General features: G+C 34.6%; 26 protein-coding genes. 17 read left to right on the forward strand and 9 right to left on the reverse strand.

Translation table 11 applies throughout. The features are described from left to right. The first annotated feature begins 30 nt into the window (after positions 1-30). Together ACOYLT_RS01525 and ACOYLT_RS01530 are read left to right on the forward strand one after the other, a co-directional pair. Positions 31-1,002 carry a DUF4837 family protein gene (locus tag ACOYLT_RS01525; protein ID WP_422852071.1) on the forward strand — a complete coding sequence of 324 codons (972 nt, stop codon included), beginning with the start codon at positions 31-33 and terminating at the stop codon, positions 1,000-1,002. Positions 1,003-1,010: 8 nt separating this feature from the next. Continuing rightward, entirely contained in the window at positions 1,011-1,457 is a 447-nt protein-coding gene (locus tag ACOYLT_RS01530) for a GNAT family N-acetyltransferase (RefSeq protein ID WP_422852072.1), read from the forward strand. 1 nt (position 1,458) lies between these two features. On the opposite strand, the gene ACOYLT_RS01535 is transcribed toward ACOYLT_RS01530, so the two are convergent. From ACOYLT_RS01535 to ACOYLT_RS01565, 7 genes are all read right to left on the reverse strand, one after another. Next, entirely contained in the window at positions 1,459-2,271 is an 813-nt protein-coding gene (locus tag ACOYLT_RS01535) for an OmpA family protein (protein ID WP_422852073.1), read from the reverse strand. A gap of 1 nt (position 2,272) precedes the next feature. Then, positions 2,273-3,910 (reverse strand): S41 family peptidase, encoded by a 1,638-nt coding sequence (locus ACOYLT_RS01540; RefSeq protein ID WP_422852074.1) that lies wholly within the window; start codon positions 3,908-3,910, stop codon positions 2,273-2,275. Positions 3,911-3,960: 50 nt separating this feature from the next. Further along, positions 3,961-4,341 (reverse strand): ribonuclease P protein component, encoded by a 381-nt coding sequence (gene rnpA / locus ACOYLT_RS01545; protein ID WP_422852075.1) that lies wholly within the window; start codon positions 4,339-4,341, stop codon positions 3,961-3,963. 3 nt (positions 4,342-4,344) lie between these two features. Next, positions 4,345-4,758, reverse strand: coding sequence for a hypothetical protein (locus ACOYLT_RS01550; protein WP_422852076.1), 414 nt, complete (start codon positions 4,756-4,758; stop codon positions 4,345-4,347). Positions 4,759-4,871: 113 nt separating this feature from the next. Continuing rightward, positions 4,872-6,758 (reverse strand): M1 family metallopeptidase, encoded by a 1,887-nt coding sequence (locus tag ACOYLT_RS01555; RefSeq protein WP_422852077.1) that lies wholly within the window; start codon positions 6,756-6,758, stop codon positions 4,872-4,874. 52 nt (positions 6,759-6,810) lie between these two features. Further along, entirely contained in the window at positions 6,811-8,394 is a 1,584-nt protein-coding gene (locus tag ACOYLT_RS01560) for a S8 family peptidase (RefSeq protein ID WP_422852078.1), read from the reverse strand. Positions 8,395-8,461: 67 nt separating this feature from the next. Next, on the reverse strand, positions 8,462-9,322 hold the full coding sequence (locus tag ACOYLT_RS01565) for an MBL fold metallo-hydrolase (protein ID WP_422852079.1): 861 nt from the start codon (positions 9,320-9,322) through the stop codon (positions 8,462-8,464). A 140-nt stretch (positions 9,323-9,462) separates the two neighbouring features. Between ACOYLT_RS01565 and ACOYLT_RS01570 the strand changes: the two genes are divergently transcribed. From ACOYLT_RS01570 to sufD, 4 genes are all read left to right on the forward strand, one after another. Next, positions 9,463-9,792 (forward strand): HesB/IscA family protein, encoded by a 330-nt coding sequence (locus ACOYLT_RS01570; protein ID WP_422852098.1) that lies wholly within the window; start codon positions 9,463-9,465, stop codon positions 9,790-9,792. Between the two features lie 81 nt (positions 9,793-9,873). Further along, positions 9,874-11,322, forward strand: a complete 1,449-nt coding sequence (gene sufB, locus ACOYLT_RS01575; protein WP_422852080.1) for a Fe-S cluster assembly protein SufB — start codon at positions 9,874-9,876, stop codon at positions 11,320-11,322. 140 nt (positions 11,323-11,462) lie between these two features. Beyond that, positions 11,463-12,215, forward strand: a complete 753-nt coding sequence (sufC, locus tag ACOYLT_RS01580) for a Fe-S cluster assembly ATPase SufC (protein WP_422852081.1) — start codon at positions 11,463-11,465, stop codon at positions 12,213-12,215. Between the two features lie 62 nt (positions 12,216-12,277). Then, positions 12,278-13,594 (forward strand): Fe-S cluster assembly protein SufD, encoded by a 1,317-nt coding sequence (gene sufD / locus ACOYLT_RS01585; protein WP_422852082.1) that lies wholly within the window; start codon positions 12,278-12,280, stop codon positions 13,592-13,594. Between the two features lie 23 nt (positions 13,595-13,617). Here sufD and ACOYLT_RS01590 read toward each other — a convergent pair whose 3' ends face one another. Then, the gene (locus ACOYLT_RS01590) at positions 13,618-14,955 is read right to left on the reverse strand and encodes a serine hydrolase domain-containing protein (RefSeq protein ID WP_422852083.1); all 1,338 of its coding nucleotides are present in this window, start codon (positions 14,953-14,955) and stop codon (positions 13,618-13,620) included. A gap of 133 nt (positions 14,956-15,088) precedes the next feature. On the opposite strand from ACOYLT_RS01590, the gene ACOYLT_RS01595 reads away from it, so the two are divergent. The 5 genes from ACOYLT_RS01595 (at position 15,089) to ACOYLT_RS01615 (ending at position 18,099) form a co-directional block, all read left to right on the forward strand. Continuing rightward, positions 15,089-16,303 carry an aminotransferase class V-fold PLP-dependent enzyme gene (locus ACOYLT_RS01595; RefSeq protein WP_422852084.1) on the forward strand — a complete coding sequence of 405 codons (1,215 nt, stop codon included), beginning with the start codon at positions 15,089-15,091 and terminating at the stop codon, positions 16,301-16,303. A 10-nt stretch (positions 16,304-16,313) separates the two neighbouring features. Further along, positions 16,314-16,748, forward strand: coding sequence for a hypothetical protein (locus tag ACOYLT_RS01600; protein WP_422852085.1), 435 nt, complete (start codon positions 16,314-16,316; stop codon positions 16,746-16,748). 21 nt (positions 16,749-16,769) lie between these two features. Then, positions 16,770-17,189: a SufE family protein gene (locus ACOYLT_RS01605; RefSeq protein WP_422852086.1), complete on the forward strand. Its 420-nt coding sequence runs from the start codon at positions 16,770-16,772 to the stop codon at positions 17,187-17,189. Positions 17,190-17,264: 75 nt separating this feature from the next. Next, positions 17,265-17,588 carry an SUF system Fe-S cluster assembly protein gene (locus tag ACOYLT_RS01610; protein ID WP_422852087.1) on the forward strand — a complete coding sequence of 108 codons (324 nt, stop codon included), beginning with the start codon at positions 17,265-17,267 and terminating at the stop codon, positions 17,586-17,588. A gap of 1 nt (position 17,589) precedes the next feature. Then, a complete protein-coding gene (locus tag ACOYLT_RS01615; protein ID WP_422852088.1) occupies positions 17,590-18,099 on the forward strand; it encodes a DUF2480 family protein in 510 nt (169 codons plus the stop codon). A 39-nt stretch (positions 18,100-18,138) separates the two neighbouring features. Here the strand turns inward: ACOYLT_RS01615 and ACOYLT_RS01620 are convergent, their stop codons facing one another. Next, entirely contained in the window at positions 18,139-19,281 is a 1,143-nt protein-coding gene (locus ACOYLT_RS01620) for a cystathionine gamma-synthase (protein WP_422852089.1), read from the reverse strand. Positions 19,282-19,387: 106 nt separating this feature from the next. On the opposite strand from ACOYLT_RS01620, the gene ACOYLT_RS01625 reads away from it, so the two are divergent. The 6 genes from ACOYLT_RS01625 to ACOYLT_RS01650 all read left to right on the forward strand — a co-directional run. Next, entirely contained in the window at positions 19,388-19,747 is a 360-nt protein-coding gene (locus ACOYLT_RS01625; RefSeq protein WP_422852090.1) for an arsenate reductase family protein, read from the forward strand. Continuing rightward, positions 19,740-20,645, forward strand: coding sequence for a DMT family transporter (locus tag ACOYLT_RS01630; RefSeq protein WP_422852091.1), 906 nt, complete (start codon positions 19,740-19,742; stop codon positions 20,643-20,645). The genes ACOYLT_RS01625 and ACOYLT_RS01630 overlap by 8 nt, the downstream gene beginning before the upstream one ends. Before the next feature lie 81 nt (positions 20,646-20,726). Next, entirely contained in the window at positions 20,727-21,587 is an 861-nt protein-coding gene (locus tag ACOYLT_RS01635) for a YicC/YloC family endoribonuclease (RefSeq protein ID WP_422852093.1), read from the forward strand. 69 nt (positions 21,588-21,656) lie between these two features. Then, entirely contained in the window at positions 21,657-22,229 is a 573-nt protein-coding gene (gene gmk / locus ACOYLT_RS01640; protein WP_422852094.1) for a guanylate kinase, read from the forward strand. Positions 22,230-22,261: 32 nt separating this feature from the next. Further along, the gene (nadD, locus tag ACOYLT_RS01645) at positions 22,262-22,843 is read left to right on the forward strand and encodes a nicotinate (nicotinamide) nucleotide adenylyltransferase (RefSeq protein WP_422852095.1); all 582 of its coding nucleotides are present in this window, start codon (positions 22,262-22,264) and stop codon (positions 22,841-22,843) included. A 67-nt stretch (positions 22,844-22,910) separates the two neighbouring features. After that, positions 22,911-24,069: iron-containing alcohol dehydrogenase (locus ACOYLT_RS01650; RefSeq protein WP_422852096.1), on the forward strand; the 1,159-nt coding region annotated here is incomplete at its 3' end.

Raw genomic sequence — 24,069 nt, forward strand, 5'->3', positions numbered from 1 at the left:
TCTTCTATAAATTTGGGTTTTATTTCAGTTATGAATAAAACCCTTTTTTTATGCCTAATAATTGCCTCTTTGGTGAGTTCCTGTTCTTTTAAAAAAGACGCGCTTCCAAAAGATTCTTCAGCTGCAATTAATACCATTGCCGTTATTATTGACGATCAACTATGGAATGGCGAAGTGGGCGATAGCATTAGAAATAAATTTGCCTCACCGGTTTTAGGACTCCCTCAAGAAGAACCATTGTTTACCATTAATCAATATCCGGTTAAACTCTTTGAGGGCTTTTCAACTGATGCTAGAAATATTATTATTATCAAAAAGGATACGGATAATAAATTTGAAATTAAAGAAAATGAATTTTCATCACCTCAAAATTCCATTCATATTTCTGGTAGAACAACATTTGAAATTTTAGCTGTTTTAGAAAAGTATACCCCAGAAATTATCCAAAAAATGAGAACAATGGAAATTGCTCAAAATCAAAAGATATTCAAAGATACTTTATTAATCACAAAAAAAATTCAAAAGAAATTTAATATCGATTTGCTTATTCCTTCTAAATATGAATATGTAATGCGAAGAAAGAACTTCATTTGGTTAAAAAGCGAAATTACCAGCGGAAATACTAGCTTGCTGATTTATCAAATTCCTTTTAACAACATTCGCTCAAATAATTACGTTAATAATATTATAAAAACTAGAGATTCAATTGGAAAACGCTACATTCATGGTTCCGATAGAGGAACAAAAATGGTAACAGAAGAAGCCTATTCTCCCTATTTTTCCAAAACAATTTTAGCAGGAAGAAAGGCCTATGAAACCAAAGGTACTTGGCAAATGAAAAATGATTTTATGTCTGGACCATTTATCAATTACACTATTTTTGATAGATTGAACAGAAGAATTCTTGTTTTAGAAGGGTTTTGTTATGCACCATCCAAAGAAAAAAGAGATTTGATGTTCGAATTAGAAGCCATTATCAAGTCAATACAATTCAAAAAATAAAAAAGAACATGAATTTAGAATGGAAAACAAGGCGATTTGAGACACTTACTATTAATGATCTATATAATTTACTACAATTACGTAGCGAGGTCTTTGTAGTCGAGCAAAACTGTGTTTATCAAGACATTGATGGTAAAGATCAAAAAGCGTTGCACTTGACAGGGGAAGATAAAGGCAAAATAGTAGCTTACGCAAGGCTTTTTAAACCTGCAGACTATTTTGAACAAGCATCCATAGGTCGTGTGGTGGTGAAAGAATCCTCTAGAGCAAATAAACTGGGACACATTTTAATGAGAGAAGCTATTCAGGCAATCGAAACCCATTTTGAAGCAACAAAAATTACCATTTCTGCCCAATTATATTTAAAAAAATTCTACGAAAGCCATGGGTTTATTCAAAGCAGCGAAATGTATCTCGAAGACGATATTCCCCATATTGAAATGAAAAAAGAGTAAACTATATTTTTGTAATTACTAGTTCCACTCTTCTGTCATATTCTGTTCCTTTACCTAACGGAACAGTATTACCATAACCTTTGAAAGTCATTCTGTCTTTTGAAATTTTCTTAAAAATCAAATATTTATATACTGATTGAGCTCTGTTGGTAGAGAGTTGACGTTTTTTAGTATCTAAGTCAATGGCTTCTTTTTGATACGGTGGAGTGCAACATACATGGCCTTGAATTTCAAATTGCAGATTTTTATATTTAATCAGCAGTTTCGCAATTCTATCTAATGCGGTTTTTGTTTTAAAGTTTAGTTTACTGCTGCCTCTTTCAAATAATACATTGTCCAAATAAATATGGTCACCTACTACATGGTTTTTTTGAATGGTGTTATAAAAGCCAGGAATGATAATCTTGGGTAATGGTTTTAAATTTAAAACCACATCGACACGACGGTTTTTTGAACGTTTTTCGGGAAGATCTTCTACAATATCATCGTCAATAAGAATTCTTCCTTTGCCTTCAATAGTTACTATAATTTTGCTGGTAATCCCGTTTTCTATTAATTTACTTTGAATAGTCGTAGCACGATCGGTAGAGAGTTTAAAGTTATAATCATCTTTACCCACATCATCAGTATAACCAAAAATTTCAATAGATTCTATTCGAGTAGAATCCGTGTTTTTAATAAAATCTACCACTTCCGTTGCTTGTTTATCGTCTAATTTAAATTTATCAAATTCAAAGTAAACAGAATGTACAACTTCTTCTTGTGCCTGAAGTAAACCAAATAATAATAGCGGAAAATATTTCAGCAGTTTCATCTTAAATCTTTAAAATCTTATTATATTCAATGGTATTGTTTAAAACATCAACTGCTTTTTTAATTTCAAAATTATTTTTAATGTAGTATTGATACAGTCCTTCTTTGTATTGATAGCGTTTGATTAGTTCGTCTAAAAGTAAATTTTTAATTTCTTTTTTATTTATGTCAATCAAGGTTTCTTCACTTTTTTGAATTGCGTTCAAGAGTTGTTGGTATTCAGAAATTATGGCAGAGTCAATATTTTCTTTTTTGGCTTTTTCCAAAGTGTTTTTTAGCGCTATTTCGGTTTCCGTATTGAAATCAATTTTTTCTTTTTTCAAATAAGTTTTTAAGTCTGCAATATCAGCATCAGTAATATTTGGAATTTTTTCACCAAGAGACGGATTTTTGAAATAATAGTAAGTCGCATACTTGAAAATTCCATCGTTTTTTTCTAGGGCTTCTGCAATGGAACTTTTTTTCGTAGCTTCTAGTTCCACATCAGGCAAAATTCCCCCACCATCATAAACGGTTCTTCCTTTTTTGGTTTTGAAAGCGTTATAATTTTTAGTATCAGTTCTAATGGCTTTACCGTTTTTATCTTTATGTGCATAATCTAATGCCTGAATACATCTTCCAGATGGGGTGTAATATTTAGAAATAGTCACTTTTACTTGAGTGCCATAAGTCATATCAAACGGTCTTTGTACCAAACCTTTTCCGTAACTTCTACTGCCAATAATCACAGCTCGGTCTAAATCTTGTAATGCGCCCGAGACAATTTCTGAAGCTGAAGCACTTTTTCCGTCAACGATTATCAGTAAAGGAATTTTAGCATCAATAGGTTCGTGAGTAGTTTTATAGATGTTATTAAATATAGTGTTTTTCGATTTTGTAGATACTATCGTTTCGCCTTTATCAACAAAAAAACCACAAATGTTAACCGCTTCATTCAACAATCCTCCTGGATTGCCACGCAAATCCAACACGATTTGAGTAGCGCCATCAGCCTTCAGTTTTTCTAGAGCTTCTTTGGTTTCTGATGAGGCTTTTTGGGTGAATTGCGTTAATACGATATAACCTGTTTTGTCATCAATTTTACCATAAAATGGAACGGCTTTGACATCAACTTCGTCAAGTACCAATTGTGTAGTCATAGGTTTTCCTTGACGCAGGTATTTGATATCAATTTTCGTGTTTTTAGCACCTTTCAACAATTGCGATGCATCGTCTTTAAAGTCCGCCAAAAGCACATCGCCTATTTGTGTAATTTCATCACCTGCTTTCAACCCTGCTTTATCTGCAGGAAACCCTTTGTAAGGTTCTTTGATTATGAGTTTGTCGTCTTTTCTGGTAATCATAGCGCCAATTCCAGTGTATTCGCCTGTGTTGTTGATTTTAAATTTGACCACGTCCTGCTCGTTGAAATAATTGGTATAGGGGTCTAAATCAGACAACATGCTTTTAATAGCTTTGTCCATCAACTCTGCAGGATTGACTTCATCTACATAGTTTTGATTCACTGTTTTAAATAGTGTGGTGAAAATTTCTATCTGCTTCGCTATTTCAAAGAAATCATCTTTGAAACTAACCCCAACGAAAAAAAATACGCTAAGCAGTATTGTGATTACATATCTTTTTTTGAATTTTGAAAACATAATTATAAAGTTTTTATAGCAAAAAATTCTTTAACAAAAATGGTGAAATTTTAGGTTCCCGCGTTTATTGTTTTTATAAATTTTACAAATAGTTGAATGGTTTTATCGTTAATTTCTTCGTAGGGCAATCTTTCGCTGGTTTGATAGAAAAACATTAGGCAATATTTTTGTTTCAAATGGTCGGTGAGCAAGTGTTTGTTCAGTCGGTAACACTCCCGCAACACTCGCTTGTAATAATTTCTATCTACAGCATGTTTAAAATGTTTTTTTGATACCGAAACCCCCATTTTTAGGGGCATTTCCTCTTCAAAATCAAAAGGGATATATACCAATCGCAAAGGAAACTTCCCCACCGATTTCCCTTGGGAAAACAACAAATCAATGATTTTTTTGCTTTTAAGTTTTTCTGCTTTTGGATAGGAAAAAGACATTTGCTACTTGTCGTTATAGATGTTGTACACGAATTTCACTTCATTATAATTGATGTATACCTGCATTCGGTTGTTTTCTTTTTTCTTGGTAATGATGAAAATTTTGCACTTCGAAAACTTGTTGTCTATACACTCAAACGGAACTATGTTGATCTCGTCAGTATCTTCAATGTCACCATAGGCTATGATTTTAAAAGATTGCACTTCGGAGGAGTTGACGGTAATTAAATCTTTTTTGGCATCAAGGGTTATGAGTATATTGGCAGCCACAAAATCAGACCAATCATTCCAAGAGCCGTCGTCTTTTTTGTCGGTAAAACTAAGACTGCTGGTTTTAAAACGAATAGGCTGGGCTGCACTCTTTTGAAAACCCAAACTAAAAACCGCAACAAGCAAAAGAATTTTTAGATAATTCATACTCAAAAAATATTTGTCGTAAAGCTACAAATTCTATTCCATAAAAAAAGCTAGTTCAAACTATGCTATTTTAATCATGATTTAGGCATTAAAGTTTTTAAAGAGCTAGTTTGCTATCTAGTTTCCAAGCTATTGTTTTCGGGTTTTACATCGGCCATAAGACCGCTTGGGTCCAGAGTAATTTTCTTGATAGCACTCTTTGCTTTTGGAATTTCAAAAAAGTAAGTAGGATACGCCCAAGCCCAATCCGACAAAACAGTTCTTTTAATTTCCGGTGTTGGATTTTCCTTTTCAAAACTCATCATGCGCAGCGGGATATAGAATGTTTCTTTAGTGCCATCGGTATATTCTACCAAAACATCCATCGGCATAGGTGTTCTGCCAATTCGCTCTAAGGTTACGCCAGTTCTTGGCACACCATCTGTTGCTCTTTCCACAGTTTTAATGCCATAGTCTATCGTATTATTGGTTTCCGTCCAATCGGTCAAATACCAATCTAAGTTTGCACCCGATACTCTTTCTGCCGTGCGTTTGATATCATTAGGTGTTGGGTGTTTGAACTGAAATTCGGCATAGTAGCGTTTTAGACTTTTCATCAATTTGTCTTTGCCTATCAAATAAATCAATTGACTCAAAAAAATTTCACCTTTGCTATAAGACGCAATACTATAGGGTTGGTTACTGTCAAATCGGTCCGAATGGGTAGAAAGCGATTGCTCCTTGCCAGAGTTAACCAAGAAATAATAGCCTTTGTAAGCACCAGCAAATGGGTTGGTTGCTTTTTTTTCTGCGAGTTCATTTACTGCCAAATCCTCGATAAACGAAGTAAAGCCTTCGTCCATCCAGCCGTGTTTGCTTTCGTTACTTGCTAAGATGTGTTGGAACCATGAATGCCCCATTTCGTGAGCAATTAAGCCTACAAAGCCATCCAGTTTTCCTTCGCCCAAAACTAGCGTACACATGGCATATTCCATACCGCCATCGCCACCTTGTATCACTGAGTATTGCTTATAAGGATACTGTCCTACAATCTTGTTATAGTAATCCATGATTTCAGAGGTTTTGGCTTGCGCTTGTTTCCAAGTGTCTAGGATATCGGGGTTGTTTTTATACAAAAAGTGTAGCGTTACCCCATCAGACCTAAGTAATTTGTCATGAATATAGTTTTTATCAGCTGCCCAAGTAAAATCATGCACATTAGGCGCTTTAAAATGCCAAGTCATAGTTTTTTGTTTTTTTGGAATTGTTACTTTTACTCCCGCCTCTTCATAGTTATAGCCAATGTCATTAGCATTCAACAAATAGCCACTGCCGCCCAAAATATAGTTTTTATCAATGGTGATGTTTACGTCAAAATTACCCCAAACGCCGTGAAATTCTCGAGCGATGTATGGGTCAGCATGCCAACCTTCAAAATCAAATTCAGCCATTTTCGGATACCATTGTGCCATAGAAAGTTCTATACCTTCTTTATTGTTCCTACCCGAACGACGTATTTGCAAAGGCACTTGTCCGTCAAAATCAAGGGTAAAAACTGTTGATTTTCCAGGAAGAATTGGTTTGGTTAAAGTTACTTCGAGTATGGTGCCCACTTCTTTAGCCAAAGCCAAAGCACCATCTTGCTTGAAATTAGAAATTTTCAAATACCCAATTTCCTTAGGTTGTAATTTGGCAATGCGACTTTCTTTGATTTCTTTACCATCGGCATTTTTTACTTTATTGACCATTCTGCTGTCGGGATCGGAAATGTTTTGCAAACGAATGTCCATTTCACTTCCTGGTTGAAAAGCATTGTTGTACAAATGATAAAACACTCGTTTCAAAGTATCTGGAGAATTATTAGTATAAGTTAGTTCTTGTTTCCCATGGTATTGGTAGGTTTTTACATCCATGGTAACATCCATTTTGTAGTCAACGTGTTGTTGCCAATAGTTGGATTTTTGTGCTATTAGTTTTGGAACCACCAATCCGAAAAGTAGAAATAAAAGTATTTTTTTCATAATTAGTAAAGAAAAAAGGAAGAGGCTTATTTTCCTTTTCTATTTGAATTTTTTATTTTTTCGCTTTGCTTTTTGTAGCCATTTTTTCTGCCATAAGTAAAGCATTGTAAGCATTCACAATTTTACCAGAAACACAAGTGTTTGCAAAAGGCATTTCTTTTTTAGCCTCATCTACGATAACTTTATCTGAAATTGGAGTTCCAGAATCCATTAAAATATGTTTTACTTGAGAAGCAGTAAGTTTTGGGTAATATGAACGTATTAATGCCGCAACCCCTGCTGCATTTGGAGACGCCATGGAAGTTCCTTGTTCGTATTTGTATTTATTATTTGGAATAGTGGCATAAATTTCTACCCCGGGAGCAAATACATCTACATTTTTAGCGCCATAATTAGAAAAATCGGCTACTATTTTTGATCCATAAACATTGTTTAAAGCTCCGATAGTAATCAAGTTATCCGCTATTTCTTTTCCGCTAACTTCATCTGTTGGGAAGTTTGGTTCAACATCAACATTTTTTGCATCATTACCAGCTGCGTGTACAATTAGAACATCTTTTTTTGCGGCATATTTTATTGCCTCCCAAACCCATTCTTTATGAGGAGAATAATCTTTCCCAAAACTTCCGTTGATAACTTTAGCACCGTTATCTACAGCATAACGAATTGCAAGAGCGATGTCTTTGTCGTATTCATCTCCATTTGGCACAGCACGAACAGCCATAATTTCTACTTTATCTGCCACTACACCATCGCCACCTTTTCCGTTTCCACGAATTTGAGCAATGATTCCTGCAACGTGAGTACCGTGAAGCGCATCCTCTACATTTGGCCCTTTAACATTTCCGTTACCATAATGTGTTTCCTTCATATCATCTGGATTATCTTTTACTTTTCTGCCAGCAAAATCTAAATTCAAATTATAATTTAATTGGTCATAAACGTAGTCCGAATAAGATTTTATTTCCTCTTGAAAACCTTCTCCCGCCTCAGACGCTATGCTTGACATAATCATTTTACTACGAGTTAAACTAGCATCGGTAGTAACAATACTTTTAAGTTCCTTTAGAGTATATTTATCTTTTTTCAATTCTTCGCGAATGGCTTTGTCGGCTGCTACAATTATGTCCACTTGTTTTTTTTGTGGAGTTAATTCGGCAATTTTTTTATCTAATTCCACTTTCGCTGATTTGTAGTCTTCCGATCCGTCATCTCCTCTTTTAACAATGCGAGTTAATTCTAAATTTTCGTTAGTTGCTTCGCCAAGAAAATTCCATCCATGAACATCATCAATATAACCGTTTTTGTCATCGTCTATATTATTACCTGGAATTTCTTTAGTATTGGTCCAGATTTTTCCTTTTAAATCTTCGTGATCAATATCTAAACCTGAATCAATAACACCTACAATAATTTTGATGCCTTTCTTGTTTTTCAAAAGTTCAGAATAGGTTTTATCCACACTCATTCCAGGGATAGAGTCTTTTTTTAAATCTAAATTACTCCAACGTTGCTTTTGAAGTTCAGATAATTCAGTTTTTTTGGCATTAAAAGCAGTGATGCTTTGTTGTGCATTAACAGAAGCACTAGCCGTAAGGGCTACTATCAGAATGCAGAAAGGTTTTAGTTTCATCATGATAAATTTGTTTTTATTAATAGGCTAAAAATATTGTCTTTATATATAATTACTGAACTTGTTAACACTAAATTAAGAAATCTTCACAACGGAAAACTTCTTTTAGTCGGATACCTTTTTCGGTATTTTCCACTGTGATAACAGGGTTGTGAGCGTCATGTTCTAACCATAAGTAATAGTTTTTTTCTGCTGCATTATTAAGAAATTTTGATTTTTCAGGCATGGTTAAAAGCGGTCGCGTGTCATAACCCATAACGTAAGGCAAAGGTAAATGACCAGCAGTAGGAATTAAATCAGCACAAAAAACAATAGTTTTATCTTGGTATTTAATATGCGGAATCATCATCTTTTCGGTGTGACCGTCTACATAAAAAATCTCGAAATTTATTTCTTTTGCAAAGCTAAAATCGCCTTCCGGCCTTTTAATGAAATTCAATTGTCCACTTTCTTGCACCGGCAGAATGTTTTCTGAAAGAAAAGAAGCTTTTTCTCTTGGATTAGGTTTGGTTGCCCATTCCCAATGATTATCATTAGTCCAATATTTTGCATTTTTGAAAGCCAATTCATATCCTGTTCTGTCTTTGTTCCAGTTGACACTGCCGCCACAATGATCAAAATGGAGATGCGTTAAAAAAACATCAGTCACATCATCCCGATGGAAACCATATTTTGCCAAAGATGTATCAAGCGAATGCGTTCCCCAAAGAGAATAATAGCTAAAAAACTTTTCCGATTGTTTGTTTCCCATGCCGTTATCAATTAGTATTAATCTATTGCCATCTTCAATCAACATGCATCTTGCCGCAATATCAATCAAATTATTATCGTCTGCTGGATTGGTTTTGTTCCAAATGGTTTTTGGGACTACACCAAACATAGCGCCGCCATCTAGTTTAAAATTCCCGGCTTCTATTGGGTATATTTTCATTTTCAATTCTTTCCACAAATTTACAGAATTAAAAATTGATTTTTTCTATCTACTTATTAGTTATAAAAATGTTAGCAATAGTAGCAAAAACAGATATTTGTGTTAACTTTGTCCTTTATTTAGACAAAATCAAAATAAGCATGATTAAAGTTTCTGATACTGCAAGTAAAAAAATCATCGACATGATGAAAGATGATGGTTTTGATGCTGCCATAGATTATGTTCGTGTGGGCGTAAAAAGTGGTGGTTGCTCAGGTTTGTCCTATGAATTGAAATTTGACAAAGAATTAGGTGAAAATGATAAAGTTTTTGAAGATAATCATGTTAAAATAGCCGTTGAAAAAAAATCATTTTTATACTTGGCCGGCACCATTTTAGAATTTTCTGGCGGATTAAACGGAAAAGGATTTGTGTTTAACAATCCAAATGCATCGAGAACCTGTGGTTGTGGAGAATCGTTTTCACTTTAGTCGAATGCCGAAAACCATCAAGTCAAAAGATTTGAGATGGCTTTAAGCCTTTAGACTTTTAAATATTAAGACTAAAAACAAATGGCAAAATATACTGAGGACGATTTAAAAGTTGAACTCGAAAGCAAAGAATACGAGTACGGATTTTATACTGATTTAGAATCGGAAACGTTTCCTATTGGATTAAATGAAGATATTGTTCGCGCTATCTCTAAAAAGAAAGAGGAACCACAATGGATGACTGATTGGCGCATTCAAGCTTTTCGTGCTTGGCAAGAAATGATTGAACCAGAATGGGCCAATGTACATTATGAAAAACCCGATTTTCAAGCCATTTCTTATTTTTCAGCACCAAAAAAAGCAGATCCAAATAAAACATTAGACGACGTAGATCCAGACCTTTTAGAAATGTATAAAAAGTTAGGCATTTCTATTGATGAACAAAAAATGATGAACAATGTTGCTATGGACATTGTTGTCGATTCGGTATCGGTCGCCACTACATTCAAGAAAACATTGGCAGAAAAAGGAATTATCTTTATGAGTATCTCCGAAGCAATTCGAGAATATCCAGATTTAGTTCAGCGATATTTAGGAACGGTTATACCGCAAAAAGATAATTTTTATGCGGCATTAAATTCGGCTGTTTTCTCGGATGGAAGTTTCTGTTATATTCCAAAAGGTGTTCGTTGCCCTATGGAATTATCAACCTATTTCCGTATCAATCAAGCTGGAACAGGTCAATTTGAAAGAACACTTTTAATTGCCGATGAGGGTAGTTATGTTTCTTATCTTGAAGGTTGTACCGCACCAAGTCGCGATGAAAATCAATTGCACGCAGCTTGCGTAGAATTGATTGCTTTGGACAATGCCGAAATTAAATATTCAACGGTTCAAAACTGGTATCCTGGAAACAAAGAAGGTAAAGGCGGTGTTTTCAACTTTGTGACGAAAAGAGGAATTTGCGAAAAAAACGCGAAAATATCTTGGACGCAAGTAGAAACAGGTTCTGCAATTACTTGGAAATATCCTTCGGTAGTTTTAAAAGGCGATAATTCAATTGGCGAATTTTACTCGATAGCGGTTACCAATAATTTTCAGCAAGCCGATACAGGAACCAAAATGACACATTTGGGTAAAAATACCAAATCAACTATTATTTCCAAGGGAATTTCAGCTGGAAAATCTCAAAACAGTTACCGTGGTTTGGTTCGAATTAGTGCCAATGCCGATAATGCTCGTAACTTTTCACAATGTGATTCTTTGTTGATGGGAAATAATTGTGGAGCACATACATTTCCATATATCGAAAGTAAAAATTCTTCAGCAATTATTGAACACGAAGCCACAACATCTAAAATAGGGGAAGACCAAGTATTCTATTGCAACCAACGAGGCATTCCAACCGAAAAAGCGATTGCGTTAATCGTAAACGGTTTCAGTAAAGAAGTTTTGAACAAGTTGCCAATGGAATTTGCAGTGGAAGCACAGAAGTTGTTAGAAATTTCCTTAGAGGGAAGCGTCGGTTAGATTTGTTTCAAGTTTAAGGTTTCAATTTGATACCTAAGCTAAAACAAACAGAGCATGAATTTAAAAAGTATTAAATGAACAAATGTTTCAAAATTACGGATTAATAAACCTGAAACTTGAAACCTGAAACAACAATTAAAATGTTAAGTATAAAAAATCTACACGCCTCAATTGGCGATAAAGAAATATTAAGAGGCATCAACCTTCTAGTAAATGCTGGCGAAGTGCACGCAATCATGGGTCCAAATGGTGCCGGAAAAAGTACACTTGCTTCCATCATTGCAGGAAATGAAAAATACGAAGTTTCAGAAGGCGAAATCCTTTTAGAAGGTGAAGATATTTCAGAATTGGCTCCAGAAGAAAGAGCGCACAAAGGTGTTTTTCTTTCATTTCAATATCCGGTGGAAATTCCGGGAGTTTCAGTAACGAACTTCATGAAAACAGCCATCAATGAAAGCCGCAAAGCCAACGGAAAAGAAGAAATGCCAGCAAACGAAATGCTGAAATTAATTCGTGAAAAATCAGAATTATTAGAAATTGATCGCAAGTTTTTGTCACGTTCTCTAAACGAAGGTTTTTCTGGTGGAGAAAAGAAACGTAATGAGATTTTTCAAATGGCAATGCTAGAACCAAAAATAGCCATTCTTGACGAAACCGATTCAGGTTTGGATATCGATGCACTTCGCATCGTTGCCAATGGCGTTAACAAATTGAAAAACGAAAATAATGCAGTGGTTGTAATCACACATTATCAAAGATTATTAGATTATATCATTCCAGATTTTGTTCATGTATTAATGGACGGGAAAATCGTAAAATCGGGCGGAAAAGAATTGGCCTACGAGTTAGAAGAAAAAGGATACGATTGGATTAAAGCTGAATTAGAAGTTTAAAAAAGTTGTCAGTTTTCTGTTAAAAACAACAACCGACAACCGACAACCGACAACAAAAAAACATGGAATTAAAAGATAAACTTATATCCTCATTTATGGCTTTTGAAGAGCAAATCGATGTTCATTCTGAACTTCATGATGTGCGTACTTCCGCTATAAAAAACTTTGAAAACAAAGGGTTCCCTACCAAAAAAGAGGAAGCTTGGAAATATACCTCACTGAATGCAATCCTGAAAAATGATTATTCTGTGTTTCCAAAACATGAAAATACTTTAGAATTTGCAGATGTGAAAAAATATTTCCTGCACGAAATTGACACACACAAAGTCATTTTTGTAGACGGAAAATTTTCTTCTTTTTTGTCAGCAACAACTCACGAAGGATTGGATGTTTGTTTGATGTCTTCGGCGTTGAACAAACCAAAATACAAAATAGCCATTGATGAATATTTCAACAAAATAGCCAGCAAAGACGAAACGTTAACGACTTTAAATACTGCTTTTGCCAATGAAGGAGCGTATATCAACGTCCCGAAAAGTAAAGTGGTGGAGAAACCAATCGAAATTATTTATTTTTCAACAGGAGTTGAAAATGCTTTGATGTTACAACCCAGAAATTTAGTCATTGTTGGCGAAAATGCGCATGTTCAAATCATTGAAAGACATCAAAGTTTAAACGAAAATCCGGTGCTGACGAATTCGGTAACTGAGATATTTGCTCAAAAAAGAGCGATAGTTGATTACTATAAAATCCAAAACGATCTACAATCAGCAGATTTGATTGACAATACCTATATTTCTCAACAACAAGAAAGTTTTGTTTCGGTGCATACGTTTTCTTTTGGCGGAAACATCACTCGAAACAATCTGAATTTTTATCATTTTGGCGAAAGAATTGATAGCACGTTAAAAGGAATTACCATAATTGGTGACAAACAGCATGTGGATCATTTCACGTTGGTAAATCATGCAACGCCAAATTGCGAAAGCCACCAAAATTACAAAACCATTTTAGCAGGTAGTGCAACCGGAGTGTTCAACGGTAAGATTTTTGTCGAAAAAGAAGCCCAAAAAACAGATGCTTTCCAGCAAAACAATAATATTTTACTAGGCGATAAAGCAACAATTAATGCCAAACCACAATTGGAGATTTTTGCCGATGATGTGAAATGTTCCCACGGATGTACCATTGGTCAACTCGACGAAAGCGCCATGTTCTATATGCAACAACGAGGCATTCCAAAGAAAGAAGCCAAGGCATTATTGATGTACGCATTCTCTAACGAAGTCATTGAAAGCATCAAAATTCCAGAACTCAAAAAACGAATTACTATAATTATTGCCACTAAACTAGGTGTGAATTTAGGGTTTGATTTGTAGAAAATAGTTTGTCGTAAAAGAACCTATTTTATACTTGAAATAACGCCGCTCAAAAACCCGTTAAAATCAAATTCCTCACTCAATCCCATTCTTACTAAAACCAAATCTTGGCTTGGGAATATTGCCACCATTTGTCCTTGATAGCCGCTACAACGGTAAAAATCTCTTGGCACATCGGGAAAATCACCATTGGTATTGAGCCAAAAATGAGCGCCATACTTTCCGTTGGAACCGTTTGTTGGAGTTGCCACATAGTTGGACCAACTTGGGTCAAAAAGTTGTTCTCCATTCCAGTTGCCTTTGTGTAAATAGAGCAATCCAAATTTTGCCCAATCTCTCGTAGTTGCCCAGCCATAGGATGATCCCACAAAATTTCCGGCCATATCAGTTTCAATCAAAGCCGAATTCATACCGATTTTATCCAATAAACTACTGTACCAAAAATCCAAATAGTCTTGGTGGGTTTTGAATTGTTTTCGCAGAATTCCAGATAATAAATTAGTCGTTCCCGATGAATAATTCCAAGTGTTATTAGGTTTTCCAACAAATGGCTTGTTAATTTGTGATTGCGTCATGTCTTCTGCAATAAAAAGCATTTGGGTCACATCGGATATTTTACCATAATTTTCTTCCCATTCCAAACCAGAGTTCATGTGAAGCAAATCATTAATAGTGATTTTTGAACGTTCATCAGCCGCCCATTGGGCAATTGGCGCTGGTTTCATGATATTGAGTTTCCCTTGTTTTTGCAGAATTCCGAAATAGGTTGCCGTCAAACTTTTGGTCATGGACCAACCTAATATTTTGGAGTTTTTATCAAATCCATCGGCATATTTTTCGGCGATGATTTTGTCTTTATAAATCACAATCACAGCGCGAGTTCGTTTGTTTTTTTCTGCTTTTTTGTCAAAAGCATTGTCAACAACAATATTTAATTTGTCATAATCAATATTTGAAAACAGCGTGTCTTTTGGCTCTAAATTTCCAAAAGGAAAGGCTAAATTGTTTCTAGTTTTGTTTCTTTTTGGAACTTCATAAGTTTTGTTTACATCAAATTCATCATTGATTAAGGTGGCGCCTAATCCTTCACGGTAAATGGCTTTTCGAGTTTTTAATCCATAAACATTGGAAGTTACAAATCTTTGCTTATCCTCTATTTTATTGGTTGCCCAGTCTATTTTATCAATATCATTGTCGCCTTGTTGAATGGTTCCCAAACTTCTACCATCAATAAAATGCCCTGAAGCCACACTTTTTGCCGAAAATCCTGAAATTAAATCGAGTTGAGGATAAATGGATAATCGTAAATAAATCAGTAAAAAGAGAAGTAAAACACCGAAGATTTTAAGAAATTTTTTCATGTTAACAAATTTAAAGCAATTTATAAAAATAAAATCTTGTGAGCCACAAACAAATCATAAATATTCTTGAATTCATGGCATTTTACACTTCGTTTTTTCTATTTTTGTATTTAGCGTTTTTCTAAATAAAGTAATGATAGACATACAAAAAATCAGGGCTGATTTTCCAATACTTTCTCGAAAAGTCAATGGCAGACCATTAGTCTATTTTGACAACGGTGCCACTTCCCAAAAACCGCATGTAGTTATTGATGCGATATCAAAATATTACCAAGAAATTAATGCCAATATTCATCGCGGGGTGCATACATTAAGCCAATTGGCAACAGATGCTTACGAAATTTCTCGTGGTAAAATCCAAAATCATATTAATGCAAAATTTTCGTATGAAGTGATTTTTACTTCAGGAACGACTCATGCTATTAACGCTGTGGCCAATGGTTTTGCTTCACTAGTAAAAGTTGGTGATGAGGTTTTGGTTTCAGCTTTAGAGCATCATAGTAATATTGTGCCTTGGCAAATGCTTTGCGAAAGAACGGGAGCAACGTTGCGCGTTATTCCAATGAATGACAAGGGAGAATTAATTTTATCAGAATATGATGATTTACTTTCATCAAAAACAAAAATTGTTACCGTAAATCATATATCCAATGCTTTGGGAACTATTAACCCAATCAAATACATGATTGATAAAGCGCATGAAGTTGGCGCTGCAATTTTGATTGACGGCGCACAAGCGGTTCCTCATTTAAAGCCCGATGTCCAGGATTTGGATTGTGATTTTTATGTGTTTTCTGGACATAAAATTTGCGGACCAACAGGAGTTGGAATTCTATATGGAAAAGAAGAATGGCTTCGCAAATTACCGCCCTATCAAGGTGGAGGCGAAATGATAGCCACGGTTTCGTTTGAGAAAACTACGTATGCTGATTTGCCTCATAAATTTGAAGCCGGAACACCAAACATTGAAGCCGGAATAGTACTTGGAACAGCCATTGATTATCTAAATGAAATAGGTTTTGAAAACATTGCGCAATATGAACATGAATTGCTAGAATATGCGACAGATAAATTGTTACAAATAGAAGGATTAAAAATTTTCGGTACCGCAAGAGAAAAAACTTCCGTAATTTCGTTTAATATTGATGGAATTCATCCTTATGACATTGGCACGATTATAGATAAATTAGGCATTGCAGTAAGAACTGGACATCATTGTGCACAACCAATTATGGATTTTTATAAAATCCCAGGAACTATAAGAGCAAGTTTCGCGTTTTATAATACTAAGGAAGAAATAGATTTAATGATTGAAGCGGTTAAAAAAGCAAAAATGATGTTATCTTAAAAATAAAAAAATGAAAGCAATCTCATTGATTTTACTAACCATTTTCCTTGGAAAAAGTTGTACTTCCCAAGTGCAAAATGACATAAAAAAAACCACCATTCAATATACTGCCTCGACACGTGGTTTTTTTCAAAAAATAGTTGTAGCCAATCAAAAAGCAATCATCTCTAGAGACAGAAATGGCAAAGAAGCCCCAAAAGAAATAACAATTTCAGATGCTGATTGGAAAGAACTAGTAGCTGCTTTCGAAAAAATAAATTTAGAGGCATTACCGAATTTAAAAGACCCAACACAAAAACGATTTTATGATGGAGCGGCCATTGCTCATTTGAAAGTTAGTTATCAAGATAAAAATTATGAAACTAAAGATTTTGATAACGGATTTCCGCCGCAGGAAATAGAAAAACTAGTCAATAAAATTGTTTCATTAGCCAAAGAAGAGTAACACGGAAATAAATTAACTAAAATGACAATAGAACAAATACAACACGACATAGTTGATGAATTTTCGATGTTTGACGATTGGATGGAGCGCTACGAATACATCATTGAACTTGGAAAAGGATTGCCAATTATAAAAGAACAATACAAAACCGAAGACAATATCATCAAAGGCTGCCAGTCGAAAGTTTGGGTTCATGGAGAACAAAATGAAGATAAAATAGTTTTCACTGCCGATAGTGATGCCATTTTAACCAAAGGAATAATTGCCATTTTAATTCGTTCATTTTCCAATCAAAAAGCAGCAGATATTTTGGAAGCTAATACGGATTTTATAGATGAAATTGGACTAAAAGAACATTTATCGCCAACACGTGCCAATGGTTTAGTTTCTATGATAAAACAAATAAAAATGTATGCTTTGGCATTTAATGCTAAAAATTAGAATAAAATAACAAACTTCAGCAGAGATGCTGACACGAGCGCAGCGAACTGACGCAGTAAAATAAATTCAGCTTAAATGGAAGAATTCAAAGACGAAATTAACTTAGGAGAAAATGTGGTAAAAACCTTAAAAGGAATTTACGATCCAGAAATTCCAGTAGATATTTACGAACTTGGTTTAATCTACGATGTGATGATTAACGAAGACAACGATGTAAAAGTTTTGATGACCTTAACTTCGCCTAATTGCCCTGTGGCAGAAACATTACCTCGCGAAGTAGAAGAAAAAATCCAAAAAATAGACACGGTAAAATCTTGTGAAGTGGAAATCACTTTTGACCCACCATGGAGCAAAGACTTGATGAGCGAAGAAGCAAAATTAGAGCTTGGCATGTTATAAAATGCAAGATGAAATTGTAAATAAAGTTGCTAATTCTGCACTCGAAGTTTTCGATTTGGAAGATTATTATCCAATGGGTATTCGAACACAAATTGATATTTCACAATGGTTAATTGAAGGTTTTCTGCTCAAAGAAAAAGACTTTCGCGAAGCATTGAAAAACTATGATTGGGCACAATTTCAAAATCACTTTGTGGCTATTCATTGTTCTACGGATGCCATTATTCCGGCTTGGGCAACCATTTTAGTTACAACATATATTTCCACTTTTGCAAAAAAAGTAGTTTTAGGAAATCTCAATGATTTAGAAACTGCATTATTCCAAGAAATTTTACCAACATTAGATTACTCAAAATACCAAGACAAATCAGTTATCTTAAAAGGCTGTTCTAAAAAACCGGTTCCCGAAAGTGCTTACATTATGGCAGTTCAAAAACTGCAGCCTTTTGCCAAGAGCATAATGTATGGTGAAGCCTGTTCAGCAGTTCCGCTTTATAAAAAGAGCAAATAGCCAATCTAGTTTTTTGTAAAAATAAAATTCTAAATTTTATTACCTAAACGCCTGTTCTAAATCAGCTAATAAGTCATCTATATCTTCAACACCTGTGCTTAGTCTAACCAAGTCATCAGTAATTCCTATTTCTTTTCGTTTGTCTTCAGGTATAGAAGCATGTGTCATTAGCGCCGGATGATTAGCCAAACTCTCAACACCACCAAGAGATTCTGCTAAAGTGAAAACTTTTAATTTTTCTAAAAAAGATACAGCATCCCCTTTTTTTCCTGATTTGAATGTGAAAGAAACCATACCTCCAAAACCGCTCATTTGTTTTTTGGCAACTTCGTGATAAGGATGATCAGGTAATCCCGGATAATATACTTTTTCTACTTCGGGATGATTGCTTAAAAAAGCAGCGACTTTTTCTCCGTTTTCACAATGTCTTTGCACCCGCAAATGCAAGGTTTTAATTCCACGCAAAACTAAGAAACTATCCATTGGGCCTAAAGTTCCTCCTGTAGCAAACATTTGAAAATGCAATTGATCACCAAGAGCGACATCTTTAATGACTAATGCTCCAGCAATGACATCACTATGTCCTCCAAGATACTTTGTGGCAGAATGCATTACGATATCAGCGCCTAAATCTAATGGTTTTTGCAAATAAGGCGTAGCAAAAGTATTGTCTACTGCAAAAAGAATGTTGTGTTTTTTAGTGAGCTTAGCAATTTCAGCAATATCTGCTAATTTCATTAATGGATTGGTTGGTGTTTCTACCCAAACCAATTTGGTATTTTCATTAATCAAAGATTGGAACTTCTCCATATCATTCATATCCACAAAATGAAACTTAATGCCACTATCTTTATAAATTCTAGTGAATAAACGATAAGTTCCACCATATAAATCATCCATCGCTATGATTTCATCACCTGCTTTAAAAGAACGTAACAAGCAATCGGTTGCAGCTAATCCTGAAGAAAAAGCCAAACCACGAGCGCCATTTTCTATGCTCGCCAAAGCATCTTCCAGCGCTTGACGCGTTGGGTTGGCAGCACGAGAATATTCATATTCGCCTACAGGTTTTCCTGGTGAAACTTGGGCATAGGTTGAGGTTAAAAATACCGGAGGCATAACAGCTCCAGTAACTTCTTCATGGTGTTGATTGCCATGTATAACTTTGGTATTGAATTTCATTTGTATGAATGTTTTTGGCAAAGATATTTTAAAAATTAAGATGACAATAATCCTTTGACGGAAGATTAGTAGTCATAAAAAGTTTTACTTTTGTAAAAAGAAATTTATGACCAATAAAATATACTATCTCGCCTCTTGTGATACTTGTAGAAAAATCATAAAATCATTGCCAAAAAGTGTCGATTTAGTTTATCATGATATAAAACAAGACCCAATAACCGCAAGTGAATTGGAATACATGCAGACACTTTCTGGAAGTTACGAAGCTCTTTTTAGTAGAAAAGCACAACTCTATAAATCGCTGGATTTAAAAAATAAATCGTTGACCGAAGAAGACTATAAAAAATATATTTTAGAACATTATACTTTTTTGAGTCGCCCGGTTTTTATTATTAATAATAAAATTTACATCGGAAATTCGCAACAAAATATGTTGCAAGTATTGAAAGTGTTGGAAAATGTCTAGAAGAACTTTAGCACTTTTTGCGGCAACATTAGTTTCTATAATTTATGGTGTAACCTTTACTATTGCCAAAGATGTAATGCCAAAATTCGTTCTCCCATTTGGATTTATCACGATGCGTGTAGGAGGTTCAGTAATTCTATTTTGGTTGGTTGCTATTTTCGGACCTAAAGAAAAAATTGAAATTGGAGATTTTCCCCGAATTATTGCCGCCGCCTTCTTTGGTGTGGCATTAAACATGCTTTCTTTTTTTAAAGGGTTGAGTTATACTTCTCCAATAATGGGAGCCGTTTTAATGGTAACCACACCCATGATTGTATTAGTTCTTTCAGCATTCATAATAAAAGAACGCATGAAAAAACGAATAGTTTTTGGTCTGCTTTTGGGATTGGCAGGAACCATAACTTTAATTCTCTACGGAAAATCGGTCGCCAATGCTCCTAACGCTTCTTTAGGTAATTTATTGGTTTTTACCAATGCTTTTTCATATGGTATTTACTTAGTAATCGTTAAGAAATTAATGGATAAATACAATGCATTTACTTTTGTAAAATGGATTTATACCTTCGGATTTATAATGGTTTTACCTTTCGGATGGAATGAATTTCAGGCTATTCAATGGGCTATTATTCCAATGGACATTTTATGGAAAATTGGATTTGTAGTGGTTTTTTCTACTTTTATTACCTATTTATTCAATTTACTTTCCATGCGGGAATTATCCCCAACCACAATTGCAGTTTTTGTTTATTTGCAACCTTTTTTCGCAACCGTTTTTGCAATGGGTTTAGGAAAAGATGAATTGACATGGGTTAAAATAATTTCGGCAGTTTTAATTTTTACAGGAGTTTATTTGGTTACTAAAAAAACGAGTAAAAAGGGAACAGTAATTAGCGATTAGCTTTGAAAATCAGAATAACAAATCACTTTTTACGAATCACTAATCACTATTTCATATATTTGATGTCAATAAAACACACGAATGATACAATCCATGACGGGTTTTGGTAAAGCCACTTTGCAATTACCAGCCAAAAAAATTACTGTAGAAATAAAATCGTTGAACTCCAAAGGGTTGGATTTAAATACCCGAATGCCTTCTGTTTTTCGTGAAATGGAATTGGGTTTACGCAACCAGCTTTCTCAACGACTAGAACGCGGAAAAATAGATTTTTCATTGTATGTTGAAATTACTGGTGAAGAAACTTCATCAAAAATCAATGTGCCGATTGTCAGAGGTTATATCAACCAGATGAAAGCCGTAATTCCGAATGCTGATGAAACAGAATTGATGAAAATGGCTATCAGAATGCCAGATGCATTAAAAACAGAGCGAGACGAAATTGATGAAAACGAGTGGAAAAAAATTCAGACCGTCATTGATGAAGCTCTAGAAAATATTGCACAATTCAGAAAAGATGAAGGCGTTTCTTTGGAAAAAGAATTTTTACATCGTATCGCTAATATCATGACATTAATGAATAAGGCGGTTTCATATGATGCTGAACGAGTAGCAACAGTAAAAATCAGATTGAGAACGGCTTTGGATGAATTAAAAGAGAATGTAGATGAAAACCGTTTTGAACAAGAGTTGATTTTTTATCTTGAGAAATACGATATTACCGAAGAGAAAGTTCGTTTGGAAAATCATTTAAATTATTTCATAGAAACCCTTGCCGGAACAGAAGCTAACGGAAGAAAACTCGGTTTCATCACTCAAGAAATGGGAAGAGAAATCAATACTATGGGCTCCAAATCCAATCATTCCGAAATGCAGAAACTGGTTGTAATGATGAAGGATGAATTGGAGAAAATCAAAGAACAGGTTTTGAATGTTCTTTAAAGAGAATAGAGAAAAGAATAAATAAAATAGACAACACATCTTCAGATACTGAAATTAATTCAGCATAAAATGAATAAAGGAAAATTATTAGTATTCTCAGCACCATCAGGTTCAGGGAAAACAACTATAGTAAGATATTTATTGGCTCAGCCCGAATTGAATTTGGAATTCTCTATTTCGGCAGCAACTCGGGAGCCAAGAGGAGAAGAAGAGCATGGGAAAGATTATTATTTTATGTCGATTGCCGATTTCAAAAAACACATCAAAGCAGAGGATTTCATTGAATGGGAAGAGGTATATCGCGATAATTTTTATGGCACCTTGAAAAGTGAAGTTGAACGTATTTGGGCCAAAGGCAAAAACGTAATTTTTGATATCGATGTGGCTGGTGGATTGCGAATCAAACATAAATTTCCAGAAGAAACACTGGCCGTTTTTGTAAAACCACCAAGTGTAGATGAATTAAAACGCCGTTTAAAAGAACGTTCTACAGAAACCGACGAAAAAATCAATATGCGTATTGCCAAAGCACACGTAGAACTAGCCACAGCGCCACAGTTTGATACCATTATTAAGAATTATGATTTGGATGTAGCGAAGGCTGAAGCTTATGAATTGGTAAAAGAGTTTGTTAAAAGTTAGTATTAAGAATTAAGTATAAAGTATTAAGACTAATGAAAATCGGTTTATATTTCGGAACCTTCAACCCAATTCACGTAGGGCATTTGATTATTGCTAATCATTTGGCGGAACATTCTGATTTGGAGCAAATTTGGATGGTCGTAACACCACATAATCCACTCAAAGAAAAAAATACTTTGCTTGATGATTACCAGCGATTGCATTTGGTTCACTTGGCAACAGAAGAGTATCCAAAAATAAAACCTTCTGACATTGAGTTCAAATTGCCTCAACCTAATTATACGGTAAATACATTAGCTCACTTGATGGAAAAATATCCTCAACATGCCTTTTCGTTAATCATGGGCGAAGACAACTTAAAATCGTTACATAAGTGGAAAAACTACGACTACATTTTGCAGCATCACGATATTTATGTTTATCCAAGAGTTTCAGTTGGAGAAGATAATTCAGAGTTTAAAAATCATCCTCGCATACATAAAATAGATGCTCCAATAGTTGAAATATCGTCCACTTTTATTCGTGAAAACATTAAAAATAAAAAAAATATTAGACCCTTATTGCCTTACAATGTATGGGAATATGTAGATCATAATAATTTCTACAAGAAATAAGTTAACATTACTTTACCACTCGTTCCATAAAGTGTTTTGTAACTTTGTATTCTAAAACAAATTTGCCATGTTAAACTTTGAATTATACAATCCTACCAACTATGTTTTTGGGAAAGGACAAACAGAAAAATTATCAAAATTAGTTCCTGCTCGTGCAAAAATTCTTTTGGCATACGGTGGAGGAAGCATTTTTAAAAATGGTGTTTATGACCAAGTTAAAGCGGCCCTAGCAGGTTTTGAAATAGTTGAGTTTGGTGGCATTGAACCTAATCCAAGGTTTGAAACTTTGATGAAAGCGGTCGAAATTGTAAAATCTGAAAACATTACATTCATACTTGCTGTTGGTGGAGGAAGTGTAATTGATGGTGTAAAATTTATTTCTGGCGCAGTACATTTTGAAGGTAATCCTATAGATATTTTAAAAAACAGAGTTTTATTTACAGATATCACTAAAGTCATCCCGTTTGGAACGGTTTTAACTTTACCGGCAACAGGTTCAGAAATGAATTCTGGTTCGGTAGTTACTATAGAAGCAACTCAGGAAAAACTAGTACTTGGCGGTAGTGCATTATTTCCAAAGTTTTCCATTTGTGATCCAAATGTGATTGCCTCGCTACCAAAAAGACAAATTCAAAATGGCGTGGTTGATGCATTTACTCATGTGATGGAACAGTATTTAACCTACCCACATGATGCACTTTTACAAGACAGAATAGCCGAAAGTATTTTGCAAACTTTAACAGAAATAGGACCAAGTGTTGTTGAAAATCCAACCGATTATAAATTGGCCTCCAATTTTATGTGGTGCGCTACTATGGCGCTAAATGGATTAATTCAAAAAGGTGTTCCTTCAGATTGGGCAACACACATGATAGGTCATGAATTGACTGCTTTATATGAAATAGATCATGCTAGAACGTTAGCAATTATTGGTCCAAACTTGTATAGAGTTTTATTTGAAACTAAAAAAGATAAACTAGCCCAATATGGTGAAAGAGTTTGGCAAATTACTGGAAACTCTATCGAAGAGAAAGCAGAAAAAGCAATTCAAAAAACGGTTGATTTTCTTCACAAAATGGGAATGAAAACAAAACTTTCTGAAAATACAGACAACTACCAAAACACAGCAGCTTTTATTGTAAATCGTTTTACAGAAAGAGGTTGGAAAGCACTAGGCGAAAAACAAAATGTTACGTTGGATAAAGTAAAAGAGATAGTTGAAATGA

Origin of the sequence: Flavobacterium sp. (genome assembly GCF_049318185.1) — a bacterium.
GTDB lineage: Bacteria > Bacteroidota > Bacteroidia > Flavobacteriales > Flavobacteriaceae > Flavobacterium.

Bases quoted from the DNA above. Each gene is read 5' to 3' on its own strand.
- ACOYLT_RS01525 (WP_422852071.1), top strand. From the start codon at position 31: ATGAATAAAACCCTTTTTTTATGCCTAATAATTGCCTCTTTGGTGAGT.
- ACOYLT_RS01530 (WP_422852072.1), top strand. From the start codon at position 1,011: ATGAATTTAGAATGGAAAACAAGGCGATTTGAGACACTTACTATTAAT.
- ACOYLT_RS01535 (WP_422852073.1), bottom strand. From the start codon at position 2,271: ATGAAACTGCTGAAATATTTTCCGCTATTATTATTTGGTTTACTTCAG.
- ACOYLT_RS01540 (WP_422852074.1), bottom strand. From the start codon at position 3,910: ATGTTTTCAAAATTCAAAAAAAGATATGTAATCACAATACTGCTTAGC.
- rnpA (WP_422852075.1), bottom strand. From the start codon at position 4,341: ATGTCTTTTTCCTATCCAAAAGCAGAAAAACTTAAAAGCAAAAAAATC.
- ACOYLT_RS01550 (WP_422852076.1), bottom strand. From the start codon at position 4,758: ATGAATTATCTAAAAATTCTTTTGCTTGTTGCGGTTTTTAGTTTGGGT.
- ACOYLT_RS01555 (WP_422852077.1), bottom strand. From the start codon at position 6,758: ATGAAAAAAATACTTTTATTTCTACTTTTCGGATTGGTGGTTCCAAAA.
- ACOYLT_RS01560 (WP_422852078.1), bottom strand. From the start codon at position 8,394: ATGATGAAACTAAAACCTTTCTGCATTCTGATAGTAGCCCTTACGGCT.
- ACOYLT_RS01565 (WP_422852079.1), bottom strand. From the start codon at position 9,322: ATGAAAATATACCCAATAGAAGCCGGGAATTTTAAACTAGATGGCGGC.
- ACOYLT_RS01570 (WP_422852098.1), top strand. From the start codon at position 9,463: ATGATTAAAGTTTCTGATACTGCAAGTAAAAAAATCATCGACATGATG.
- sufB (WP_422852080.1), top strand. From the start codon at position 9,874: ATGGCAAAATATACTGAGGACGATTTAAAAGTTGAACTCGAAAGCAAA.
- sufC (WP_422852081.1), top strand. From the start codon at position 11,463: ATGTTAAGTATAAAAAATCTACACGCCTCAATTGGCGATAAAGAAATA.
- sufD (WP_422852082.1), top strand. From the start codon at position 12,278: ATGGAATTAAAAGATAAACTTATATCCTCATTTATGGCTTTTGAAGAG.
- ACOYLT_RS01590 (WP_422852083.1), bottom strand. From the start codon at position 14,955: ATGAAAAAATTTCTTAAAATCTTCGGTGTTTTACTTCTCTTTTTACTG.
- ACOYLT_RS01595 (WP_422852084.1), top strand. From the start codon at position 15,089: ATGATAGACATACAAAAAATCAGGGCTGATTTTCCAATACTTTCTCGA.
- ACOYLT_RS01600 (WP_422852085.1), top strand. From the start codon at position 16,314: ATGAAAGCAATCTCATTGATTTTACTAACCATTTTCCTTGGAAAAAGT.
- ACOYLT_RS01605 (WP_422852086.1), top strand. From the start codon at position 16,770: ATGACAATAGAACAAATACAACACGACATAGTTGATGAATTTTCGATG.
- ACOYLT_RS01610 (WP_422852087.1), top strand. From the start codon at position 17,265: ATGGAAGAATTCAAAGACGAAATTAACTTAGGAGAAAATGTGGTAAAA.
- ACOYLT_RS01615 (WP_422852088.1), top strand. From the start codon at position 17,590: ATGCAAGATGAAATTGTAAATAAAGTTGCTAATTCTGCACTCGAAGTT.
- ACOYLT_RS01620 (WP_422852089.1), bottom strand. From the start codon at position 19,281: ATGAAATTCAATACCAAAGTTATACATGGCAATCAACACCATGAAGAA.
- ACOYLT_RS01625 (WP_422852090.1), top strand. From the start codon at position 19,388: ATGACCAATAAAATATACTATCTCGCCTCTTGTGATACTTGTAGAAAA.
- ACOYLT_RS01630 (WP_422852091.1), top strand. From the start codon at position 19,740: ATGTCTAGAAGAACTTTAGCACTTTTTGCGGCAACATTAGTTTCTATA.
- ACOYLT_RS01635 (WP_422852093.1), top strand. From the start codon at position 20,727: ATGATACAATCCATGACGGGTTTTGGTAAAGCCACTTTGCAATTACCA.
- gmk (WP_422852094.1), top strand. From the start codon at position 21,657: ATGAATAAAGGAAAATTATTAGTATTCTCAGCACCATCAGGTTCAGGG.
- nadD (WP_422852095.1), top strand. From the start codon at position 22,262: ATGAAAATCGGTTTATATTTCGGAACCTTCAACCCAATTCACGTAGGG.